At 66.2% G+C, this 17,313-nt stretch carries 20 protein-coding genes; 10 read left to right on the top strand and 10 right to left on the bottom strand.

Translation table 11 applies throughout. The annotated features are described in order from the left end of the window. Positions 1 to 205: 205 nt before the first annotated feature. Positions 206 to 550 carry a glycine zipper 2TM domain-containing protein gene (locus tag AAC067_RS09330; RefSeq protein WP_339931816.1) on the top strand — a complete coding sequence of 115 codons (345 nt, stop codon included), beginning with the start codon at positions 206 to 208 and terminating at the stop codon, positions 548 to 550. Here AAC067_RS09330 and AAC067_RS09325 read toward each other — a convergent pair. From AAC067_RS09325 to AAC067_RS09315, 3 genes are all read right to left on the bottom strand, one after another. Next, a complete protein-coding gene (locus AAC067_RS09325; protein WP_339931814.1) occupies positions 520 to 708 on the bottom strand; it encodes a hypothetical protein in 189 nt (62 codons plus the stop codon). The two genes, AAC067_RS09330 and AAC067_RS09325, sit on opposite strands and share 31 nt — an antisense overlap. A 100-nt stretch (positions 709 to 808) precedes the next feature. After that, positions 809 to 1,084, bottom strand: a complete 276-nt coding sequence (locus AAC067_RS09320) for a hypothetical protein (protein WP_339931813.1) — start codon at positions 1,082 to 1,084, stop codon at positions 809 to 811. A 170-nt stretch (positions 1,085 to 1,254) separates the two neighbouring features. Continuing rightward, positions 1,255 to 2,529, bottom strand: coding sequence for an EAL domain-containing protein (locus tag AAC067_RS09315; protein ID WP_339931811.1), 1,275 nt, complete (start codon positions 2,527 to 2,529; stop codon positions 1,255 to 1,257). Between the two features lie 114 nt (positions 2,530 to 2,643). Here AAC067_RS09315 and AAC067_RS09310 point away from each other — a divergent pair, with 114 nt between their 5' ends. Continuing rightward, entirely contained in the window at positions 2,644 to 3,414 is a 771-nt protein-coding gene (locus tag AAC067_RS09310) for an SDR family oxidoreductase (RefSeq protein ID WP_339931809.1), read from the top strand. After that, positions 3,404 to 4,321, top strand: coding sequence for a lipid A biosynthesis acyltransferase (locus AAC067_RS09305; RefSeq protein ID WP_339931807.1), 918 nt, complete (start codon positions 3,404 to 3,406; stop codon positions 4,319 to 4,321). The genes AAC067_RS09310 and AAC067_RS09305 overlap by 11 nt, the downstream gene beginning before the upstream one ends. On the opposite strand, the gene AAC067_RS09300 is transcribed toward AAC067_RS09305, so the two are convergent. The 5 genes from AAC067_RS09300 to AAC067_RS09280 all read right to left on the bottom strand — a co-directional run bounded on the left by AAC067_RS09300 (position 4,306) and on the right by AAC067_RS09280 (position 8,968). Next, on the bottom strand, positions 4,306 to 4,818 hold the full coding sequence (locus AAC067_RS09300; RefSeq protein WP_339931805.1) for a response regulator: 513 nt from the start codon (positions 4,816 to 4,818) through the stop codon (positions 4,306 to 4,308). The two genes, AAC067_RS09305 and AAC067_RS09300, sit on opposite strands and share 16 nt — an antisense overlap. Positions 4,819 to 4,931: 113 nt before the next feature. Beyond that, complete coding sequence (locus tag AAC067_RS09295) at positions 4,932 to 5,762, bottom strand: M23 family metallopeptidase (RefSeq protein ID WP_339931803.1); 831 nt, start codon at positions 5,760 to 5,762, stop codon at positions 4,932 to 4,934. Then, positions 5,759 to 5,962, bottom strand: a complete 204-nt coding sequence (locus AAC067_RS09290; protein WP_339931801.1) for a DUF2093 domain-containing protein — start codon at positions 5,960 to 5,962, stop codon at positions 5,759 to 5,761. Before AAC067_RS09290 ends, AAC067_RS09295 begins: the two co-directional genes overlap by 4 nt. A 55-nt stretch (positions 5,963 to 6,017) precedes the next feature. Then, positions 6,018 to 7,502: an exodeoxyribonuclease VII large subunit gene (gene xseA / locus AAC067_RS09285; protein ID WP_339931799.1), complete on the bottom strand. Its 1,485-nt coding sequence runs from the start codon at positions 7,500 to 7,502 to the stop codon at positions 6,018 to 6,020. 80 nt (positions 7,503 to 7,582) lie between these two features. After that, complete coding sequence (locus AAC067_RS09280) at positions 7,583 to 8,968, bottom strand: DUF4041 domain-containing protein (RefSeq protein ID WP_339931797.1); 1,386 nt, start codon at positions 8,966 to 8,968, stop codon at positions 7,583 to 7,585. Positions 8,969 to 9,187: 219 nt separating this feature from the next. Between AAC067_RS09280 and AAC067_RS09275 the strand changes: the two genes are divergently transcribed. From AAC067_RS09275 to AAC067_RS09255, 5 genes are all read left to right on the top strand, one after another. After that, positions 9,188 to 10,393 carry a saccharopine dehydrogenase family protein gene (locus AAC067_RS09275; RefSeq protein ID WP_339931795.1) on the top strand — a complete coding sequence of 402 codons (1,206 nt, stop codon included), beginning with the start codon at positions 9,188 to 9,190 and terminating at the stop codon, positions 10,391 to 10,393. A 12-nt stretch (positions 10,394 to 10,405) separates the two neighbouring features. Continuing rightward, a complete protein-coding gene (locus AAC067_RS09270; protein WP_339931793.1) occupies positions 10,406 to 11,578 on the top strand; it encodes a carboxynorspermidine decarboxylase in 1,173 nt (390 codons plus the stop codon). An 89-nt stretch (positions 11,579 to 11,667) separates the two neighbouring features. Next, positions 11,668 to 12,942, top strand: coding sequence for a phosphoribosylamine--glycine ligase (purD, locus tag AAC067_RS09265; RefSeq protein ID WP_339931791.1), 1,275 nt, complete (start codon positions 11,668 to 11,670; stop codon positions 12,940 to 12,942). Positions 12,943 to 13,034: 92 nt separating this feature from the next. Next, entirely contained in the window at positions 13,035 to 13,232 is a 198-nt protein-coding gene (locus AAC067_RS09260) for a CopG family transcriptional regulator (RefSeq protein WP_339931789.1), read from the top strand. After that, complete coding sequence (locus AAC067_RS09255) at positions 13,220 to 13,495, top strand: type II toxin-antitoxin system RelE/ParE family toxin (protein ID WP_339931787.1); 276 nt, start codon at positions 13,220 to 13,222, stop codon at positions 13,493 to 13,495. The genes AAC067_RS09260 and AAC067_RS09255 overlap by 13 nt, the downstream gene beginning before the upstream one ends. A 33-nt stretch (positions 13,496 to 13,528) precedes the next feature. Here the strand turns inward: AAC067_RS09255 and AAC067_RS09250 are convergent, their stop codons facing one another. Beyond that, positions 13,529 to 14,230 carry an FkbM family methyltransferase gene (locus AAC067_RS09250; RefSeq protein ID WP_339931785.1) on the bottom strand — a complete coding sequence of 234 codons (702 nt, stop codon included), beginning with the start codon at positions 14,228 to 14,230 and terminating at the stop codon, positions 13,529 to 13,531. 203 nt (positions 14,231 to 14,433) lie between these two features. On the opposite strand from AAC067_RS09250, the gene AAC067_RS09245 reads away from it, so the two are divergent. Continuing rightward, positions 14,434 to 15,093 carry a hemolysin III family protein gene (locus AAC067_RS09245; RefSeq protein WP_339931783.1) on the top strand — a complete coding sequence of 220 codons (660 nt, stop codon included), beginning with the start codon at positions 14,434 to 14,436 and terminating at the stop codon, positions 15,091 to 15,093. 7 nt (positions 15,094 to 15,100) lie between these two features. Here AAC067_RS09245 and AAC067_RS09240 read toward each other — a convergent pair whose 3' ends face one another. Further along, positions 15,101 to 15,787: a murein L,D-transpeptidase catalytic domain-containing protein gene (locus AAC067_RS09240; RefSeq protein ID WP_339931781.1), complete on the bottom strand. Its 687-nt coding sequence runs from the start codon at positions 15,785 to 15,787 to the stop codon at positions 15,101 to 15,103. Positions 15,788 to 15,914: 127 nt separating this feature from the next. On the opposite strand from AAC067_RS09240, the gene AAC067_RS09235 reads away from it, so the two are divergent. After that, complete coding sequence (locus AAC067_RS09235) at positions 15,915 to 17,243, top strand: amidohydrolase family protein (RefSeq protein WP_339931779.1); 1,329 nt, start codon at positions 15,915 to 15,917, stop codon at positions 17,241 to 17,243. Positions 17,244 to 17,313: the final 70 nt, after the last annotated feature.

Below are 17,313 nucleotides of genomic sequence, written 5' to 3'. Positions count from 1 at the left end.
TGTAGAGAGGCTGGAGTGGGAACGTCTACTCTGGATGGAAACCCCTCGCCCTTTGACGCTTCGCGCCGCCCTTCGGTTCGCGCGAAGGCCGCTCGCTCCGCTCACGGGCGCTCAAGCCCTCTCCCGCCGGGAGAGGGAAGCCGATCCCCTCGGAACATCCCGCCCCGCTCGTGGGTTAGGCCTGCGGGGCTTGAGGGAGAGACCGATGCGATATCTGTTGGGACTGACGGCGGTGACGGCCTGTACCCTGGTGCTGGCCGGGTGTGCGACGACGGACAACTATGCTTCGGCGTGTGAGCGCGACTATGCCCAGAACCGCGAGCGGGCGACGGCGGCGGGCGCGCTGCTGGGGGCGGTGGTCGGCGCGGCGGTGGCCGGCAGCGAGGACCGGGAGGTCGGGGCCGCGATCGGCGCGGCGGCCGGGGCCCTGCTGGGTCGCCAGCTGTCGGCCGAGGAGGACCCGTGCGGCTATGGCTTCGGCGGCTATAACCGCGACGGGCGTTACGGGCGCGAGCGGATCTACTGGCGCGAGGACGGCCGGCGCTGGTGATCGTCGGGCGACGGGCTGCGCAGGCGCAGCAGCTCGCCCCAGTGATCGGCCATCACCAGTAGGGCCTGACGGCGCTCGGGGTCGGGCTCGGGGATGGCCTGCTGGATGAGGTCCGAGAGTTTCCGACGGCAGTCCTGGGTTGAGATTGAATGGTCCATGCCAGGGATAACCCGTGGAAATGGAAATCGTCTCAGCTTGACCGCAAAGAAGAGTGGGTGGGCAACCCCGCCGCGCTTGTAACTGTAACTTCGGTTTGGGTCAGGGCAGTTTGCCCCTGGTCAGTGCCCAGCTCATCGGAATGCCCAGCAATATCATCAGAATGAACAGGCCGATTGGACCGCCCCACTGATCGGGGAAGTGGTGACGGAAGCTCCAGAAAATCACGAAGAGTCCGAAGCCCATGACGCCGTTCCACCTCGGAATCACGATGGTCCTGTTGCAGTCGGCGCAGGCAAATGGCTTGCCGAGGTTCCACTGCGTGCGGCCCAGCGGCACACGCGTCTGGCACGCAGGACAGGTGGGTCCAATTTTCACGTTGCATCTCCCCGATCACTCAACCTGAGGATCAGAGCAGACGATTCTACCGGGTGCAATGGGGCGGCCGGGAGAAGGGGGATCGGCGAAAGGGAGCCCCTCACCCTTTCGCGCCCAGAACACTCGCTGCGCTCGTGTGCGCTCAAGCCCTCTCCCGCCGGGAGAGGGGTTTACCCGAAGCGGCGGCGTTGTTCGGCGCTGCGCAGGGTGGAGCGCAGGAAGTCGGCAGGGGGGTCGGTTTCGGCCAGCACGGCTTCCTTGATGGCGCGGGGTTCGCCGAACAGATGGCCCTGGCCCATGCTGACGTCCAGTTCGAGGATGTCGACGATCTGGCGTTCGCTCTCGACCTTTTCGGCGATCAGCTCGACGCCGTAGCGACGGGTCAGGGCGGCGAAGTCGGCGGCGCGGATGTCGCGCATCCCGGGGGTGGGGGCCGCCCCGTCGAGGTCGAGCAGCTGCTCGATCAGCAGATCGGCGGCGACCTTGATGAATTTCACATCGGAGCGCTGCAGGTCGGCGAAGTCGAGATCCAGCGTCTGGACCTTGTCGAGCGAGAAGCGGAAGCCGAGGTCGGCCAACCGGGCCATGTTGCGGGCCTCGATCGCGCCGCGGGCGTCGAAGGTGGCCTGACCCAGTTCGAAGATCAGCGCCTGGTTGAGGTCGCGGTTCTCGCTGAGGAAGTCGAGGAACTGCGGGAAGAAGGTCTCGTCACCCAGCGAGGTCAGGGCGACGTTGCAGAACACACCGACCTTGCGGTCCTGTTTGGCCAGGCGGCGCACGATCTGGGCGCAGCGGAACAGCAGCAGGTTGTCGATGGCGGGGACCAGACCCTCACCCTCGGCGGCGGACAGGTATTCGGCCGGCATCATCACCCGGTCGGTCGAATCGCGCAGGCGGGTGAAGCTCTCGTAGAAGATGGTGCGGCGCTGCGGCAGGGCGACGACCGGCTGCAGATACAGGTCGACGCGGTTCTCGCTGAGGGCGTCGTGGATGGTGGACAGCAGGGCGTTGGACTGCTGATGGCGACGGCCCTCGTGGCTGTCGACCGCGGCCGGGGCCGGGGCGGACAGGCGGGCGTCGATGCTGTGGCTCATCTGCTGGATCAGGGTTTCCAGCATGCGGACCTCGTCGGACAGGGCCTCATTGCTGCTGAGCGCGCCGGACTCGATGGCCTTGGCCAGTTCGGTCAGGGCCCCTTGCGTCGACTCGAGGGCATCGGCCAGCAGGCGGTGGGCCTCGCGCACCTGTTCGACCTCACGGGTCAGGGCGACGCGGGCCAGACGGCCGGACACCAGGCTGTGGCCGGCGGCGAACAGGCCCAGGGTGCCGAAGGTGGCGGCAACGCCCGCACCGGCGCCGAGACCGGCGCGCCACAGGAAGGCACCCACGGTCATCGCCACGAAGACGTAGAAGCAGAACAGGATGATGGTCGTCAGTGTGCGCATCGGTTCACCAGACCGGGGAACGGCGAATCCCGTCTTCCCGGATGGAATCGCCCGAGTATCGGGGTATCAGGGCGTATCGCCTAGAGTGCACTTGGAAGAATTGCAGGGATTCGCATGGAACTGTTCGATCTGACCGGCAAGGTCGCCGTCATTACCGGCTCATCCAGGGGCATCGGCAAGGCCATCGCCGAGCGTATGGCCGAGCATGGCGCGCAGGTCGTCATCTCGTCGCGCAAGGCCGGGCCGTGCGATGAGGTCGCCCGGGCGATCAATGCCAAACACGGTGAGGGCCGGGCCATCGCCATTCCCGCCAACATCGCCTCCAAGGAAGACCTGCAGCGGCTTGTCGACGAGACCAATGCCGCCTTCGGCAAGATCGACATCCTGGTCTGCAACGCCGCCAGCAACCCGTATGCCGGGCCGATGGCGGGCATCAATGACGAGCAGTTCAACAAGATCCTGCAGAACAATGTGGTCTCGAACCACTGGCTGACCCAGATGGTCGCACCGCAGATGCTGGCGCGGAAAGAGGGGTCGGTGATCATCGTCTCGTCGATCGGCGGCCTGCGCGGCAACGCCCTGATCGGGGCCTACAATGTCTCCAAGGCCGCCGACATGCAGCTGGCGCGCAATCTGGCGGTCGAGTGGGGGCCGTCGAACGTGCGCTGCAACTGTATCGCGCCGGGCCTGATCAAGACCGATTTCGCCAGATATCTGTGGGAAAACCCGGAGATCCTGAAGCTGGCCACCGATCCGGCCCCGCTGAAGCGGATCGGCCAGCCGGACGAGATCGCCGGGGCGGCGGTCTATCTGGCGTCGCCGGCCTCGACCTATATGACCGGTCAGACGCTGGTGGTGGACGGCGGGATCACCATTGCCTGGTAAGGACGACAGACCCGGCCTTGGTCAGGACCTGGCCTGGCGGCTTCAGGGGCTGGGGTTCGCCGGCCTGATCGCCTTTCTGCGCGGGCTGGGGCTGGAGGGGGCTTCGGCGCTGGGGGGCCGGCTGTTGCGGACCCTCGGGCCGATGACCCGCGTGCACCGGACGGTGCTGCGCAATCTGACCCTGGCCTTTCCCGACATGGACCCGGCCGAGCGCGCGCAGTTGGCCATGGCGCAGTGGGACCAGACCGGACGCACGTTCGCCGAGCTGATGATGATGGACCGGCTGACCCCGGCGTCGGGGCGGATCGAGATCGTCGGGGCCGAACGGCTGGAGGCGATCCGGACCGGTGGTAAGCCGGTGGTGTTCGTCTCGGGCCATTTCGCCAATTTCGAACTGATGCCGGCGGTGATCCTGGCGGCCGGGATTCCGTGCATGATTTCGTACCGGGCGGCCAACAACCCCTATGTCGACCGCCAGATCCGCACCAACCGGGCTCGCTACGGGGTCAAGCTGTTCGCGCCCAAGGGGGGCGACGGGGCCCGCGAACTGCTGGCCGGGCTGGGGCGCGGCGAGTCGGTGGCGTTGTTGAACGACCAGAAATTCTCGGAGGGGCCGGAGGTGAGTTTCTTCGACCACCCGGTCAACGCGGCGCCGGGGCCGAGTCGGCTGGCGCTGCGCTTCGGCACGGTGTTGCAGCCGATGTCGGTGACCCGGTTGCCGGGTGTGCGCTTCCGGCTGACGGTGCATGAGCCGATCGAACTGGAGGCCACCGGCGACCGTACCGGCGACATCGCGCGGGGTGTTCAGGCGGTCACCCGCTTCGTCGAGGACCGGGTCCGCGAGCATCCGGTCGACTGGTTCTGGGTCCACAAGCGGTGGCCCAAGACCGTCTATTCCGAAATGTAGACCACGCTTTCCTGATCGGATTTGCGCCGCATCGGACCGGTGTAGCCCGGGAGCTGTTTGCGCCGTCGGTCTGGGCCGAAATAGCCTTCGGTACGGATGAACGGGCGCGGATTGTGGATCACCGCATGGACGCGGTCGAGCAGGGCCTTGGCGGTGAAGGGCTTGGTCACGAACTCGGTCACGCCGGCGTCGCGGGCGGCCATCACCTTCTGCCGGGCCGAGTGGCCGGTCATCATGATGATCGGCAGGAAGGTGTCGATGCCGTCGGTGTTGTTGCGGACAATGCGGGTGAATTCGACCCCGTCGATCGGTGACATCTTGTAATCGACGATGGCCAGGTCGCAGGGCTTCTGCTGCAGGGACTGCAGGGCCGAGGCCCCGTCCGCGCTTTCGCGAATATTGCGACAACCCGCAGCAATCAGGATTGCCGACGTCATCGACCGGAACTGCTTGTTGTCGTCGACGAGCAGGATCTCGAGAGATTTAAGGTCTGCCATCGGGAGGGAACTGGCCTGTGTTACAAAATGCGCGCGGCCGGTCTTTAACCATATTCGTGGGGTCGGTCCATCAGGTGCGGCCGCTTCTGCCCTGAAGGGTATGACGTTTCTCGCTATCCGCGCACGAACAGGGACGGGTCGAGGTTGCGGTCGCGCCATTTGGCGCGCCAGCACAGATGCGGGCCGGTGGCGCGACCGGTGCTGCCGACCCGGCCAATGACGTCGCCGCGCTGCAGGTCCTGACCGGCCTCAACCAGAATGCGCGACTGGTGCAGATAGGCGGTGATCAGGCCCTGGCCGTGGTCGATCAGCACGAGGCCGCCCTCGAAATGCAGGTCCGGCTGGCTCAGGGTCACGCGCCCGGCGGCCGGGGCCAGAATCGGCGTGCCCTGCGGCGCGGCCAGGTCGATGCCGTAATGGGGCCGGGCCGGAGTGCCGTTGAGAATACGCTGGCTGCCCCAGCGGCTGGAGATGCGGAACTGGGCCAGCGGCCAGGTGAAGCCGTCGCTGAAATTGTCGATATCGATGCGGCTGGCGAAGCCTTCGGTCTTGAGCGCGACCTCGCGCCGGATGCGGGCCAGCAGGGCCGGGTCGGCCGGGGTGACCGTGGAAGCGGGCAGGCCGTTGATGCGGGTGCTGGGGAAGTCGACGCGGGTGATGTCGAGGGCCCGTCGAACCGAGCGGTTACCGGACCGGGCCTCAATGGCGACGCTGCCGGTCTGGTCGCGGTCGAAGCCGACGATGAAGGTGCCGTCGGGCGAGGCGGTGGCCAGGGCCTCGCCGTCGACGAAGACCACGGCCCCGGGCCAGGTGGTGCCGATGGCGTGGCCGCCCTGGACGAAATTGCCGGTCAGCCGCAGCGTGTCCTGGCGGCGGGCGAGGGCCGGTCCGGCCACGAGCGTGGCGGCGGCGCCGGTCAGCAGGCCGCGGCGACTGGCGATCACTGGACCGGCGCCATGCGGCTACGGGCTTCCTCGGGGCTGAAATAGGCCTCCTGATGCTCGGCCGACCAGTAACGCAGGGCTTCCAGCGGGATGGCGCGGGCGCTGACGGCGCAACGCACGAATCGACCGGGGCGCAGGACGGCGAACTCGCCGTCGCCATAGTGGAGGGTGGCTTCGTCGGAGGCTTTGGGTGTGGTCATTCACCAAACATACGGTGGCGCGGGGCTTTGTGCCACCGCGTTTGACCGCCGATCATCAGAACAGGTCACCCTGACCGGGCGGCGGCGCCTTCAGGCGAGCGGGAGGCCGGGGCGCGGCGCGCGCCGGGCGCTGCGGGGGCGATCCGGCGTCGTCGCCGTCGACATGGGCCGCGGCCGCGCCGTCGGCGAAGACCAGACGCACGGCCTGACCGGGTGACAGGGCGGTGGCCGAGGTCAACCAGGTCTGATCGCTGTCCTCGACCCGGGCAAAGCCGGGCTTGGGGCGACCGGGGTCGAGGCTGGCCAGGGCCCGGGTCAGGGCCGACAGGGCGACGCTGGCCTGATCCAGCTTGCGCGGCAGGGTCGGGATCAGCCGGGCCCTGGTGGCCGACAGCCGGTCGGTGCGGCGCTCGATGACCCGGTCCAGCAGGGCGCGGCCGAAACGGCCGGAGACGCTGGCGAAACGGGTGGTCTGGCGATCGACGCCACGTTGCAGGCCCGAGCCGAGACGGCTGGCGGCGTGGTCGAGACGCTGGCGCGGCAGGGCCAGCAGATCCTCAGGCCGGGCGGGCAGGCCACGGGCCACGGCGCGCAGCCGGATGCGGCGCTCCTCGATCAGCCGGCCGCCCGCGCCGGTCAGGCGGCGGTCCAGATCGGCCAAGGTGTAGCGCAGGTCGGCCAGCACCGGGGTGGCGATCTCGGCCGCCCCCGTCGGGGTCGGGGCGCGGCGGTCGGAGACGAAATCGATCAATGTGGTGTCGGTCTCGTGCCCGACGGCCGAGATGATCGGGATGCGGGCCGCGGCCACGGCGCGGGCCAGGGCCTCGTCATTGAAGGCCCACAGATCCTCGACCGAACCGCCGCCGCGGGCGACGATGACCACGTCGGGGCGGGGGATGGGGCCGCCAGCCTTCATCGCGTCGAAGCCGCGGATGGCGTTGGCGACCTGGGCGGCGGCGGCGTCGCCCTGGACCACGCAGGGCCAGACGATGACCCGGCAGGGCCAGCGTTCGGCGATGCGGTGCAGGATATCGCGGATCACCGCCCCGGTCGGGCTGGTGATGACGCCGACCACGGCGGGGAAGGTCGGGATGGGTTGTTTGCGCTCGGGCGCGAACAGGCCCTCGTCACGGAGTTTGCCCTTCAGCCGCTCCAGCTGGGCCAGCAGGGCCCCGGCCCCGGCCGCCTCCATCGTCTCGATGACGATCTGGTAGGAGGAGCGGGCCGGATAGGAGGTGATCTTGCCGGTGACGATGACCTCAAGCCCCGGTTCGGGCTGGATGCCCAGACTGCGGGCCGAGCCCTTCCAGACCACGCCGTCGATGGCCGACTTGTCGTCCTTGAGCGTCAGATAGATATGGCCCGAGGCGTGACGATTGACCTTGGAAATCTCGCCGCGCAGCCGGACATGGCCGAACCGTTCCTCCAGCGTGCGCTTGAGCGCGAAGCTGAGCTCCGAAATCGACAGGGGCGGATTGTTGTCGCGCGGTGCCGCCGGTTCGTCCGCCGGGCCCTCGAACACATAGGAGTCGTCACTCATCGGCGCAGACTAGCGGGGCGAGGGCGCGACGGGAACGGGGGAAGCGTGGATGTCAGGGATCAGTGGTCACTGACGACTTTTCAGATGCTGTTGGGGAAGACCGACTCGCGAGCAGCTTCCTCGGCTAGTTTGGCCTGACGCTTGGCCATCGTCTCCCTGAACTCTTGAGCCTCTACGTCCCTGAAAAATGAAGCGTCGGGCGCGAGGCGGCCTACCGCTTGCTCCACTTCATCGATTGGAGCTCGGAAGAACTCCTTCCGCATATTCTGTCCGTTAATACGCGTGCTCTCGAATTCGACATGAAGCGCACGCTCAAGCGCAGGCGCGTCATCGCTGTAAATAATTGCGTGAGTATCAAAGAGGAAAGGAACACTGGCGTCTCCCAGTTCTCGAACACGATCCAAAGGGTCCAGCCGCCGGGTGAGGCCGATTTTCACGACGCCTTCGCCAAATGAGCCGATATTCGAGATGATGTAGACGAAGCCCGATCGGGTCTGCTCCGCCATTGCGCGCGCGCGTTCGGTCTTAGCGTGTGCTGCAGCAAGGTCTTGCTCCAACATTGCGACTTGCTTCTCGAACGCCTCTAGTTTTGCACCCGAAACTGAACCCACCTCTTGCCGAGCTTGTTCAAGAAGTCGCGCGTACCGAGCCTCATCTTCTTCCGCTCGTTCGAGGTCACGCTGGAGGCGCGCTTCTTCCCGCGCCAGTCGGGCAAGTTCGGCACGCTCTTCGCGTTCTGCTTTGAGCTTCTCGCGATACTCGTGAGTCAGTCGCAGTTCCTTTAGCTTCAGCTCAAGAAAAACTGGATTGATCCGGATCGCGCTACTCTCATTCAGGGCCGAGATTTTCTCGAAAGCCCTGACGACTCGCTTTTCCATCGCGACAGCGTTGCTCCAGCGCACGTTCGCGATGGCAGCTTCGCACTCGTTATTGAACGCGCGGAGTGTGAGCTTGATACCCCGATTTGTCATGGTCTTGCCTTTGGCAAGGCTCCCGTCCACCCGCCAATCTGTCGTGCAAAAGACAGCATTTTTTGCAGCCACAGTGTCCTTTTGCTCCTGGCGGACAGTCATGATGGCAACTTTGTAGGTCTCGCTATCATCATAGTTGAAATGAGGCTCGTAAACGCCGAGTTCTGCGAAGGCGGCTCTCCCATCGTAGACTGCCGATTCTGCCACCAAGCGATCGTAAATCGATTTCTTACCGACGTAGGATTCAGCAAGACACTCGATTTCTGTCTGTTTCAAAGCCACCTGAACATTCAGCCGCGCGATCTCGGACTCAATGTTAGTCAACGGTTCGTAGCGCGCCTTCAGTCGATCTGCGTCTGATTGAACGCGGGCTGCCTCTACCCGGACTTGCTCCGTCTCAGCCTGAGATACTGCGAGAGCCTTGCGTATTGTGCGGGATTGCCAGCCGAACCAAACGGTTAACCCCACCAAAGCGAGTACAACCAGATAAGTCACCGCACTGCCCTCGAAATTCCGAAAGACAAGAAGGCAGCAACTTCGGCGCGAGTCGAGTCACGCACGCGGAGCGGGCGCGGCAGGCGGGAGCTGGCATCCAGGGTCCCTCGATCACTTTCCGGCCATGAGTCGTTAGCCGACCCCCGCGTGTCGTGATAAGGCCCCCACCCCAAGGCGGCGGACATGCCGCACAGACGGTCAAGTACAGGAGATCTGCAGATGAGCAGGGTGTTGGTTATCGGTGCCGGTGGCGTCGGATCGGTCGCGATTCACAAGATGGCGATGAATGCGGACGTGTTCTCGCACATCACCCTGGCCAGCCGGACCCTGTCCAAATGCGACGCCATCGCTGAGTCCGTCAAGGCGCGCACCGGGGTGTCGATCGACACGGCAAAGATCGACGCCGATGACGTCGCCGCGACCACGGCTCTGATCCGGACGGTCAAGCCGGCGCTGGTGGTCAATCTGGCGCTGCCGTATCAGGATCTGAACATCATGGACGCCTGTCTGGCGGCCGGGGTCCATTATATGGACACCGCCAACTACGAGCCGCGCGACCAGGCCAAGTTCGAATACAGCTGGCAGTGGGCCTATCAGGAGCGCTTCAAGAAGGCCGGGCTGATGGCCCTGCTGGGTAGCGGCTTCGACCCGGGCGTGACCTCGGTGTTCGCGACCTGGACCAAGAAGCATCTGCTGGACCGGATCGACACGCTCGACATTCTGGACTGCAACGGCGGCGACACCGGCCTGCCGTTCGCGACCAATTTCAATCCCGAGATCAACATCCGCGAAGTGACCGCCCCGTCGCGGCACTGGGAGAATGGTCAGTGGATCGAGGGCCCGGCGCTGGCCCACAAACAGGTGTTCGACTTCGATCAGGTCGGCCAGAAGAACATGTACCTCATGTACCATGAGGAGCTGGAATCGCTGGCCAAATTCTATCCGGAAATCAAACGCATCCGCTTCTGGATGACGTTCGGCGACTCCTATCTGAAGCATCTGGAGGTGCTGGAGAACGTCGGCATGACGCGGATCGAGCCGATGATGTTCCAGGGCCGGGAGATCATCCCGATCGAATTCCTCAAGGCCCTGCTGCCCGAGCCGGCCTCGCTGGGCCCGATCACCAAGGGCAAGACCAATATCGGCACCATCGCCACCGGCGTGAAGGACGGCGAGGCGAAGACGGTCTACGTCAACAACATCTGCGACCACGAGGCCGCCTATGCCGAGACCGGCAACCAGGCGGTCAGCTACACCACCGGCGTCCCGGCCATGATCGGCGCGGCGCTGATCCTGACCGGCCAATGGAAAGGTGAGGGCGTGTTCAACATGGAGCAGATGGATCCCGATCCGTTCATGGACATGCTGAGCCAGCACGGCCTGCCGTGGCAGGTGCGCGAGCTGGACGCGCCACTGCCCTTCTGATCGAGGCGGATCATGGAAACCCAGGCCGCCGGACCCGGCGCATTCTCCCGCTTTGACCTGAACCGGGTCCCGTCGCCCTGTTTCGTGGTCGATGCGGCGGCGGTGCGGCGCAACCTGTCCATCCTCAAGGACGTGGGCGACCGGTCGGGGGCCAGGGTGCTGCTGGCGCTGAAGGCGTTTTCGATGTGGTCGCTGGGTGATGTGGTCGGGGACTATCTGGACGGCACCTGTGCCTCGGGCCTGTTCGAGGCGCGGCTGGCGCGCGAGCATTTTCACGGCCACCTGACCACCTATTCGCCCGCCTACAAGCGTGAGGACCTGCCGGAAATCCTGCGGCTGTCGGACACGGTGATCTTCAACTCGCCGGACCAGAGGACGCGGTTTGCTGACCTGATCGCTGCGGCGCGCGAGGCGGGCGAGGTGTTCGACATCGGCCTGCGACTGAACCCCGAACACAGCGAGGCCGAGGTCGCCAAATACGACCCGTGCCAGACCGGGTCGCGGCTGGGTTTTCCGGTGTCGCAGCTGAAGCCGGAACATCTGGACGGCGTCGACGGCCTACATATCCACGCCCTGTGCGAACAGGGGTTCGAGCCGCTGGAGCGCATCTGGGCGTCGCTGGAGCCGAAGCTGGCGGGGATGCTGGGCAACGTGACATGGCTGAACCTCGGCGGCGGTCACCACATCACCCGGGCTGACTATCGCCGCGACGACCTGATCGCCTTCGTACGCGGGATCGGCGAACGCCACGGGTTGCAGGTGTATCTGGAGCCGGGCGAGGCCATCGCCCTGGATGCCGGGATTCTGGTCGGCGAGATTCTCGATACCGTCGACAACGGCATGGCCGTGGCCATCACCGACATTTCGGCCACCTGCCACATGCCGGATGTGATCGAGGCCCCGTACCGGCCGGCGCTGATGGGCGAGGTCGAGGGCGGCGTTACGGTGCGGATCGGCGGGCCGTCCTGTCTGGCCGGTGACATCATCGGTGACTATCGCTTTGCCGCCCTGCCGCAGCCGGGCGACCGCATCGCCTTCCTCGACCAGGCCCACTATTCAATGGTCAAGACCAACACCTTCAACGGCGTGCCGCTGCCGGCCATCGCCGTGTGGGACAGCGAGACCGATGCGCTGCGGCTGGTCCGGACATTCGACTACACCGACTTCCGCGACCGGTTGTCCTGAGGGCACGGCACCGGCGGATTTCGACCTGAGCGCCCCATTGATCCCCGCTACCGCTTGACCCGTTCGCCCGGGGCGGTCATGCCGCCTGCATGAACATATTGCTCGTCGGATCGGGAGGGCGCGAACATGCCCTGGCCTGGAAGATTGCCCAGTCACCGCTGGTCAAGCGGCTGGTCATCGCGCCGGGCAATCCGGGCATGGACAAGCTGGGCGAGCGGCGCGCGGTGAAGGGCGACGACGCCGAGGGGCTGGCGGCGCTGGCGCGGGAGATCAAGGCCGATCTGGTCGTGGTCGGGCCCGAGAGCGCGCTGGAGAAGGGTCTGGCCGATCGGTTGGCGGCGGCGGGCATCCCCTGTTTCGGCCCGACCAAGAAGGCGGCGCAGCTGGAAACCTCCAAGGCCTTCTCCAAGGCTTTCATGGAGCGGCATGAGATCCCGACGGCTGGCTATGGCGTCTATGAGCGACTGCACGAGGCGCGGCAGGCGCTGGACGTGTTCAAGCCGCCCTATGTGATCAAGGCCGACGGTCTAGCCGCGGGCAAGGGGGTGGCGATCAGCCCCGACAAGCGCGACGCCGAGGCCGAGATCGAGCGCATGCTGGGCGGCCGCTTCGGCAGCGCCGGGTCGCGGGTGGTGATCGAGGAATTCATGGACGGCGAGGAAGGCTCGCTGTTCGCCCTGTGCGACGGCGAACGGGCGGTGCTGCTGGGCGGGGCCCAGGACCACAAGCGCGCCTTCGACGGCGACATGGGCCCCAATACCGGCGGCATGGGGGCCTACTCGCCCGCGCCGGTGTTCACGCCGGAGCTGGTCGAGGCGGCCGACCGGCTGGTGGTCCAGCCGACGCTGAAGGGGATGGTCGCCGAGGGCGCGCCCTATCGCGGGGTCCTCTATGTCGGGCTGATGGCCACGGACGACGGACCGAAGGTGGTCGAATACAACGTCCGCTTCGGCGACCCGGAATGTCAGGTGCTGATGATGCGGTTGGACGGGGACGTCGTCCCCTATCTGCTGGCCTGCGCCCAGGGCGACGTTTCGGGCCTGCCGGGCCTGCCGTTCAAGGACCAGACGGTGATCTGCGTCGTCATGGCGGCCAAGGGCTATCCCGACAGCCCGCTGGAAGGCTCGATCATCCGCGGGGCGGGTCAGGATTTCGGACCGCACGTCCAGGTCTTCCATGCCGGAACCCGGCGGCGCGACGACGGCCAGCTGGTCGCGGCCGGGGGGCGGGTGCTGAACATCTGTGCCGCCGGCGATGACATCGTCCAGGCGCGCGATCGGGCCTATGCCGCCATCCGCAAGATCGACTGGCCCGGCGGTTTCTGGCGCACCGACATCGGCTGGCGCGCGGTTGAGCGGGGGTAGGGGACTCCACCTCTGGGCGACGAAGGGTTTTTCGACCTCATCAAAGGTTGAGCGTGCGTGAGCCCGGTCGCGTGCCGTGGTATGGTCCTGCCATGAGCGAACCGCCCCATGAACTGGACGAGGAGCCCGGCGTCTTCGACGTGGAGGACGCGGCGGCGCTCGAGGCGTCCGACCAGCGCGCCCTCGCGGACTTTGAGGCCGGTCGTTTCGTGAGCCACGAGGCCGTGATGCGCTGGGTGGCCTCCTGGGGAACACACAATCCGCTGCCACCACCGAAATGCGGCGACTGATATGGTCACCGGGCGCGCGGGATGATCTGATTGACATCCAGACCTATATCGCAGGCTTCAATCCTGCTGCTGCCAGCCGCTTCTTCACCAGGCTAACGACTGCCGGGAAGAGTTTGCTGGAGTTGCCGGATCGGGGGCGACCGATCGGCAATGGTCGTCGGGAACTGACGGTGGTGCCGCCCTACCTCATCCGCTACGTCGTGTTGGACGCCGAGGTGCGCATCCTGTCGGTCCGGCATGTGGCGCGGCGACGCGAACCCTGACGGGAGCGAGCGAAACCGTTTGACCCGTCGACCTCAGGCTGGGGTGAAGACGAAATTGTTGCAGTAGGTCGAGGCGGTCCAGAAGCGATCGCCGACCGTGGCCTGATGCACAGCGGGCTCGAACCGGGCGACCGGCACGGACCGGCCGCGGTCGAGGAAATTGCCGACATAGCCGAGCGTCGCAAGATACTGCAGGCAGTCGGCGACCGTGCCGTGGGACAGATGGCGCTGTTCGCATTCCATCAGCAGGACGGGCCGGTGCTGACGCAGGATGCGTTCAGCCCCCTTGAGCACGTCCAGTTCGCCGCCCTCGACGTCAATCTTGAGCAGGGCCACGCGCTCTTCCGGACCGAAATAGTCGTCCAGCGCCACCACGGAGATCGGAATCGAACCGGCGTCCGCGTGCTGGACGAGGCTGGCCTCCGGCGAGTTTTCCGACGGCATGTACAGGTCGCGGGTACCGGATACGTCGGACACGCCGGAGCGTTCGACGGTGACATTGGTCATGCCGACCGCATCACAGGCGTCCGACAGATAGCCGGCCAACCCCGGCTGGGGCTCGAAGGCCACGACCCGCCCGGCCCAGCGCGACATCCAGTAGAGGTAGCTGCCCTTGTTCGCGCCGATGTCACAGGCAACGTCGTCGGGCCCGAGACTCCTGCGGATGGCCGCCAGCTCCGCCGACTGGTCGCGGAAGCGCGCGCGCCAGGCCCGCCAGAGAAATCGTGCCTTCATGCTTTCGCCCCCGCGAACAAACCCCGGCCCCTACGACAAGGGTTAGCGACCGTGGGTATATCCTGAAATTTCTCATAAGGATCAGCAAATACCGCCGTTTCTGCAGATGATGACGGCCCGTGTCGCCGTGTTCTGAGCCGTGGCATGTACTATGAGCCTTTCAAGCCGCTGACCGCGCGGCTGTTCGCGATGGAGACCCCCCAGTGCCCGACGTCCTGCCGCCCGAACCGCCAAGCCACTACCGCGACGGCAAGGAGCGGCTGGCAGACCTGATCGTGCACCTGACCGGACTGGCGCTGGCGCTGGTCGGCGGCGGGATGCTGCTGGGTCTGGCGATCGGGTTCGGCAATGCTGGAAGTCTGACGGCGGCGGCCATCTATGCGGTCGGGTTGCTGACCATGCTGGGGCTGTCGACGGCCTATAATTTCTCCGCCAGCCGCTTCCAGCCGCTGCTGCGGCGCTTCGACCATGCCGGCATCTTCATCATGATTGCCGGCTCCTACACGCCGTTTACGACCCAGCATCTGACCGGGGCGTGGGCCTGGGGGATGACGGCGGCGGTGTGGAGCACGGCGCTCATCGCGGCCCTGGCCAAGCTGCTGCTGCCCGGGCTGGGCAAGGGGTTCTGGATTGTCATCTATCTGGCGCTGGGCTGGGTGATGGTGCTCGCCATCCAGCCGTTTATGCAGAGTCTGGGCCTGGCCCCGGTGATCCTGCTGGCGGTCGGGGGGCTGCTCTATTCGGTGGGGGTGATCTTCTACGCCAACAAGCAGATGCGTTACCGGCGCGCGATCTGGCACGGCCATGTCGTGGTGGCGGCGGCGGTACACTGGGTGGCCGTGCTGCTGGCCGTGCTGAGATAGACGGGAATCAGGCCCCGGCGAACAGCAGCCGGCCCTCGCCCATGCGCTGGCGCAGGGCGGGCAGGTCGACGTGGGACACCGAGAAACAGCCGTAGCTGCGACCCAGCTTGCCCTCGCGGGCGAGGAAGGCCGGATCGGCATAGTCGGCACCGTGCACGATGATGGCCCGTTCGCGGGCCTTGTCGTTGGAGTATTCCAGACCGTCCAGCAGGACGTTTGGGCCCTGCTGCGCGCCATAATTGGCCCCGGCGGTGGCATAGGCCCCGATCGAGGACATGTAGCTCTCGGGTGTATTGGAGAAGTTGCGGGCATAGCCGGAGTGGGCCGGGTCCGACCCCTTGCCGTGGCTGGTGCGGAAGGCGTTGACCTGGCCGCTGAGCAGGTCGACCTCGAACAGCCGTTCCTCGCCCGAGAACCGCTTGAAATCGACCAGATACATGCGGTCGCGTAGCGGCACACGGCGGTGGTGGATGTCGAGGGCGGCCATGGCGCGGGCCATCAGGGCCGCGGGTACGATACCGTTGGGATCGAGCGGCGGGGCGATAACCTGGGCGGTGGAGACCGGTGCGGCCGGCGCGACCGGATCGACCAGCGGGGCGGACACCGACGCGTATTGCGTTCCGGCCGACGCCGTGGCGCAACCCGAAAGCAGGGCCGAACCGCCAAGAATGATGCCTCGTCTCGATATCCGCATGCGACGCCCCTTCGCGCGGCTTCAACAACAGTGAACGGTTGTTTCATGAACCAAGGCCGGGATTCAACCGGAGCCTTGGCGGAAACTGTCATACGAGTATGGTGCCGAACTGTTCAGGGAGGGTTTATTGAAATCGTTAATGCTGGCCATTGCGGCCGTTATGCTTGCTGTCGCGCCGGCCAACGCCCGGCAAACGTCCGAAACCGCTACGGCTTCGCCTGATGGGGGAACCGTGTTCGTGCAGGCGGGGCGGCTGCTGGCCGATCCGTCGACCGGTGTTGTGCTGCGCGATAAAACTCTCGTGATCAGAGGGAACCAAGTCGTCGAAATCCGCGACGGCTTCATTTCCGGCACGGAAAGCGGCGATCGGACCGTGGATCTGCGCGACGGTTTCGTGCTGCCCGGCCTGATCGACAGCCATGTGCACCTGACCGGCCAATCCAACCCGAACCAGCGGCTGGAGGGTATGACCCAGTCCAGCGCCGACCAGGCCATCCGCGGGGCGCTGTATGCCCGACGCACCCTGATGGCCGGCTTCACCACGGTGGCCGATCTGGGCGCGGAAAATAACGCCATCTTCGCCCTGCGCGACGGCATCGCTGCGGGCGAGGTGCCCGGGCCGCGGGTGATCGCATCCGGATCGTCGGTGTCGATTCACGGCGGTCACGGCGACATCAACGGCTTCCGCGAGGACATCATGCATCTGCTGTCGTCCGAGAGCATCTGCTCCGGGGCCGACGACTGCATGCGCGCGGTCCGCACCCAGGTGCGGTCGGGGGCCGACATCATCAAGATTACGGCCACGGGCGGGGTACTGTCGAACACGGCCGCCGGTCTGGGCCAGCAGTTCACCGACGCCGAGCTGGCCGCCATCGTCGAGGTGGCGCATCGCATGGGGCGTCAGGTGACGGCCCACGCGCACGGCGTCGACGGCATCAACGCCTTCCTGCGCGCGGGCGGCGACTCGATCGAGCACGGCACCTATCTGGACGCGGAATCGATCCGGCTGTTCCGGCGCGAGGGCACCTATCTGGTGCCGACGCTGCTGGCCGGGGATTTCGTGGCTCGCATCGCCGCCAGCCCGGGCAATTTCTTCACCCCGGCCCAGACCGCCAAGGCGCTGGAGGCCGGCCCGAAGATGCTGGACATGGCGCGCCGCGCCCATGACGGCGGGGTGCGCATCGCCTTCGGCACCGACAGCGGGGTTTCGGCCCACGGGGACAATGCCCGGGAGTTCGCCCTGCTGGTCCAGGCCGGGATGACGCCGCTGGAGGCCGTACAGTCAGCCACGGTGGTGGCAGCCGACCATCTGCGGATTTCAGGCGAGGCCGGTCGGATTACCGTCGGCATGCCGGCGGACCTGATCGCCGTGTCAGGGGATCCGCTCAGCGATGTAACGACGCTGGAGCATGTCCGCTTCGTGATGAAGGGCGGGGTGGTCTACCGGACGGAGTGATCCTTCTCCCCTTGCGGGAGAAGGTGGCAGGCCGCAGGCCTGACGGATGAGGGGTGACGCTGGCAGATAC

This window comes from uncultured Brevundimonas sp. (genome assembly GCF_963977465.1).
Classification (GTDB): Bacteria; Pseudomonadota; Alphaproteobacteria; order Caulobacterales; family Caulobacteraceae; genus Brevundimonas.
The sequence above is the reverse complement of the archived record's forward strand: the minus strand, read 5'-3'. Positions and strand labels throughout refer to the sequence as shown.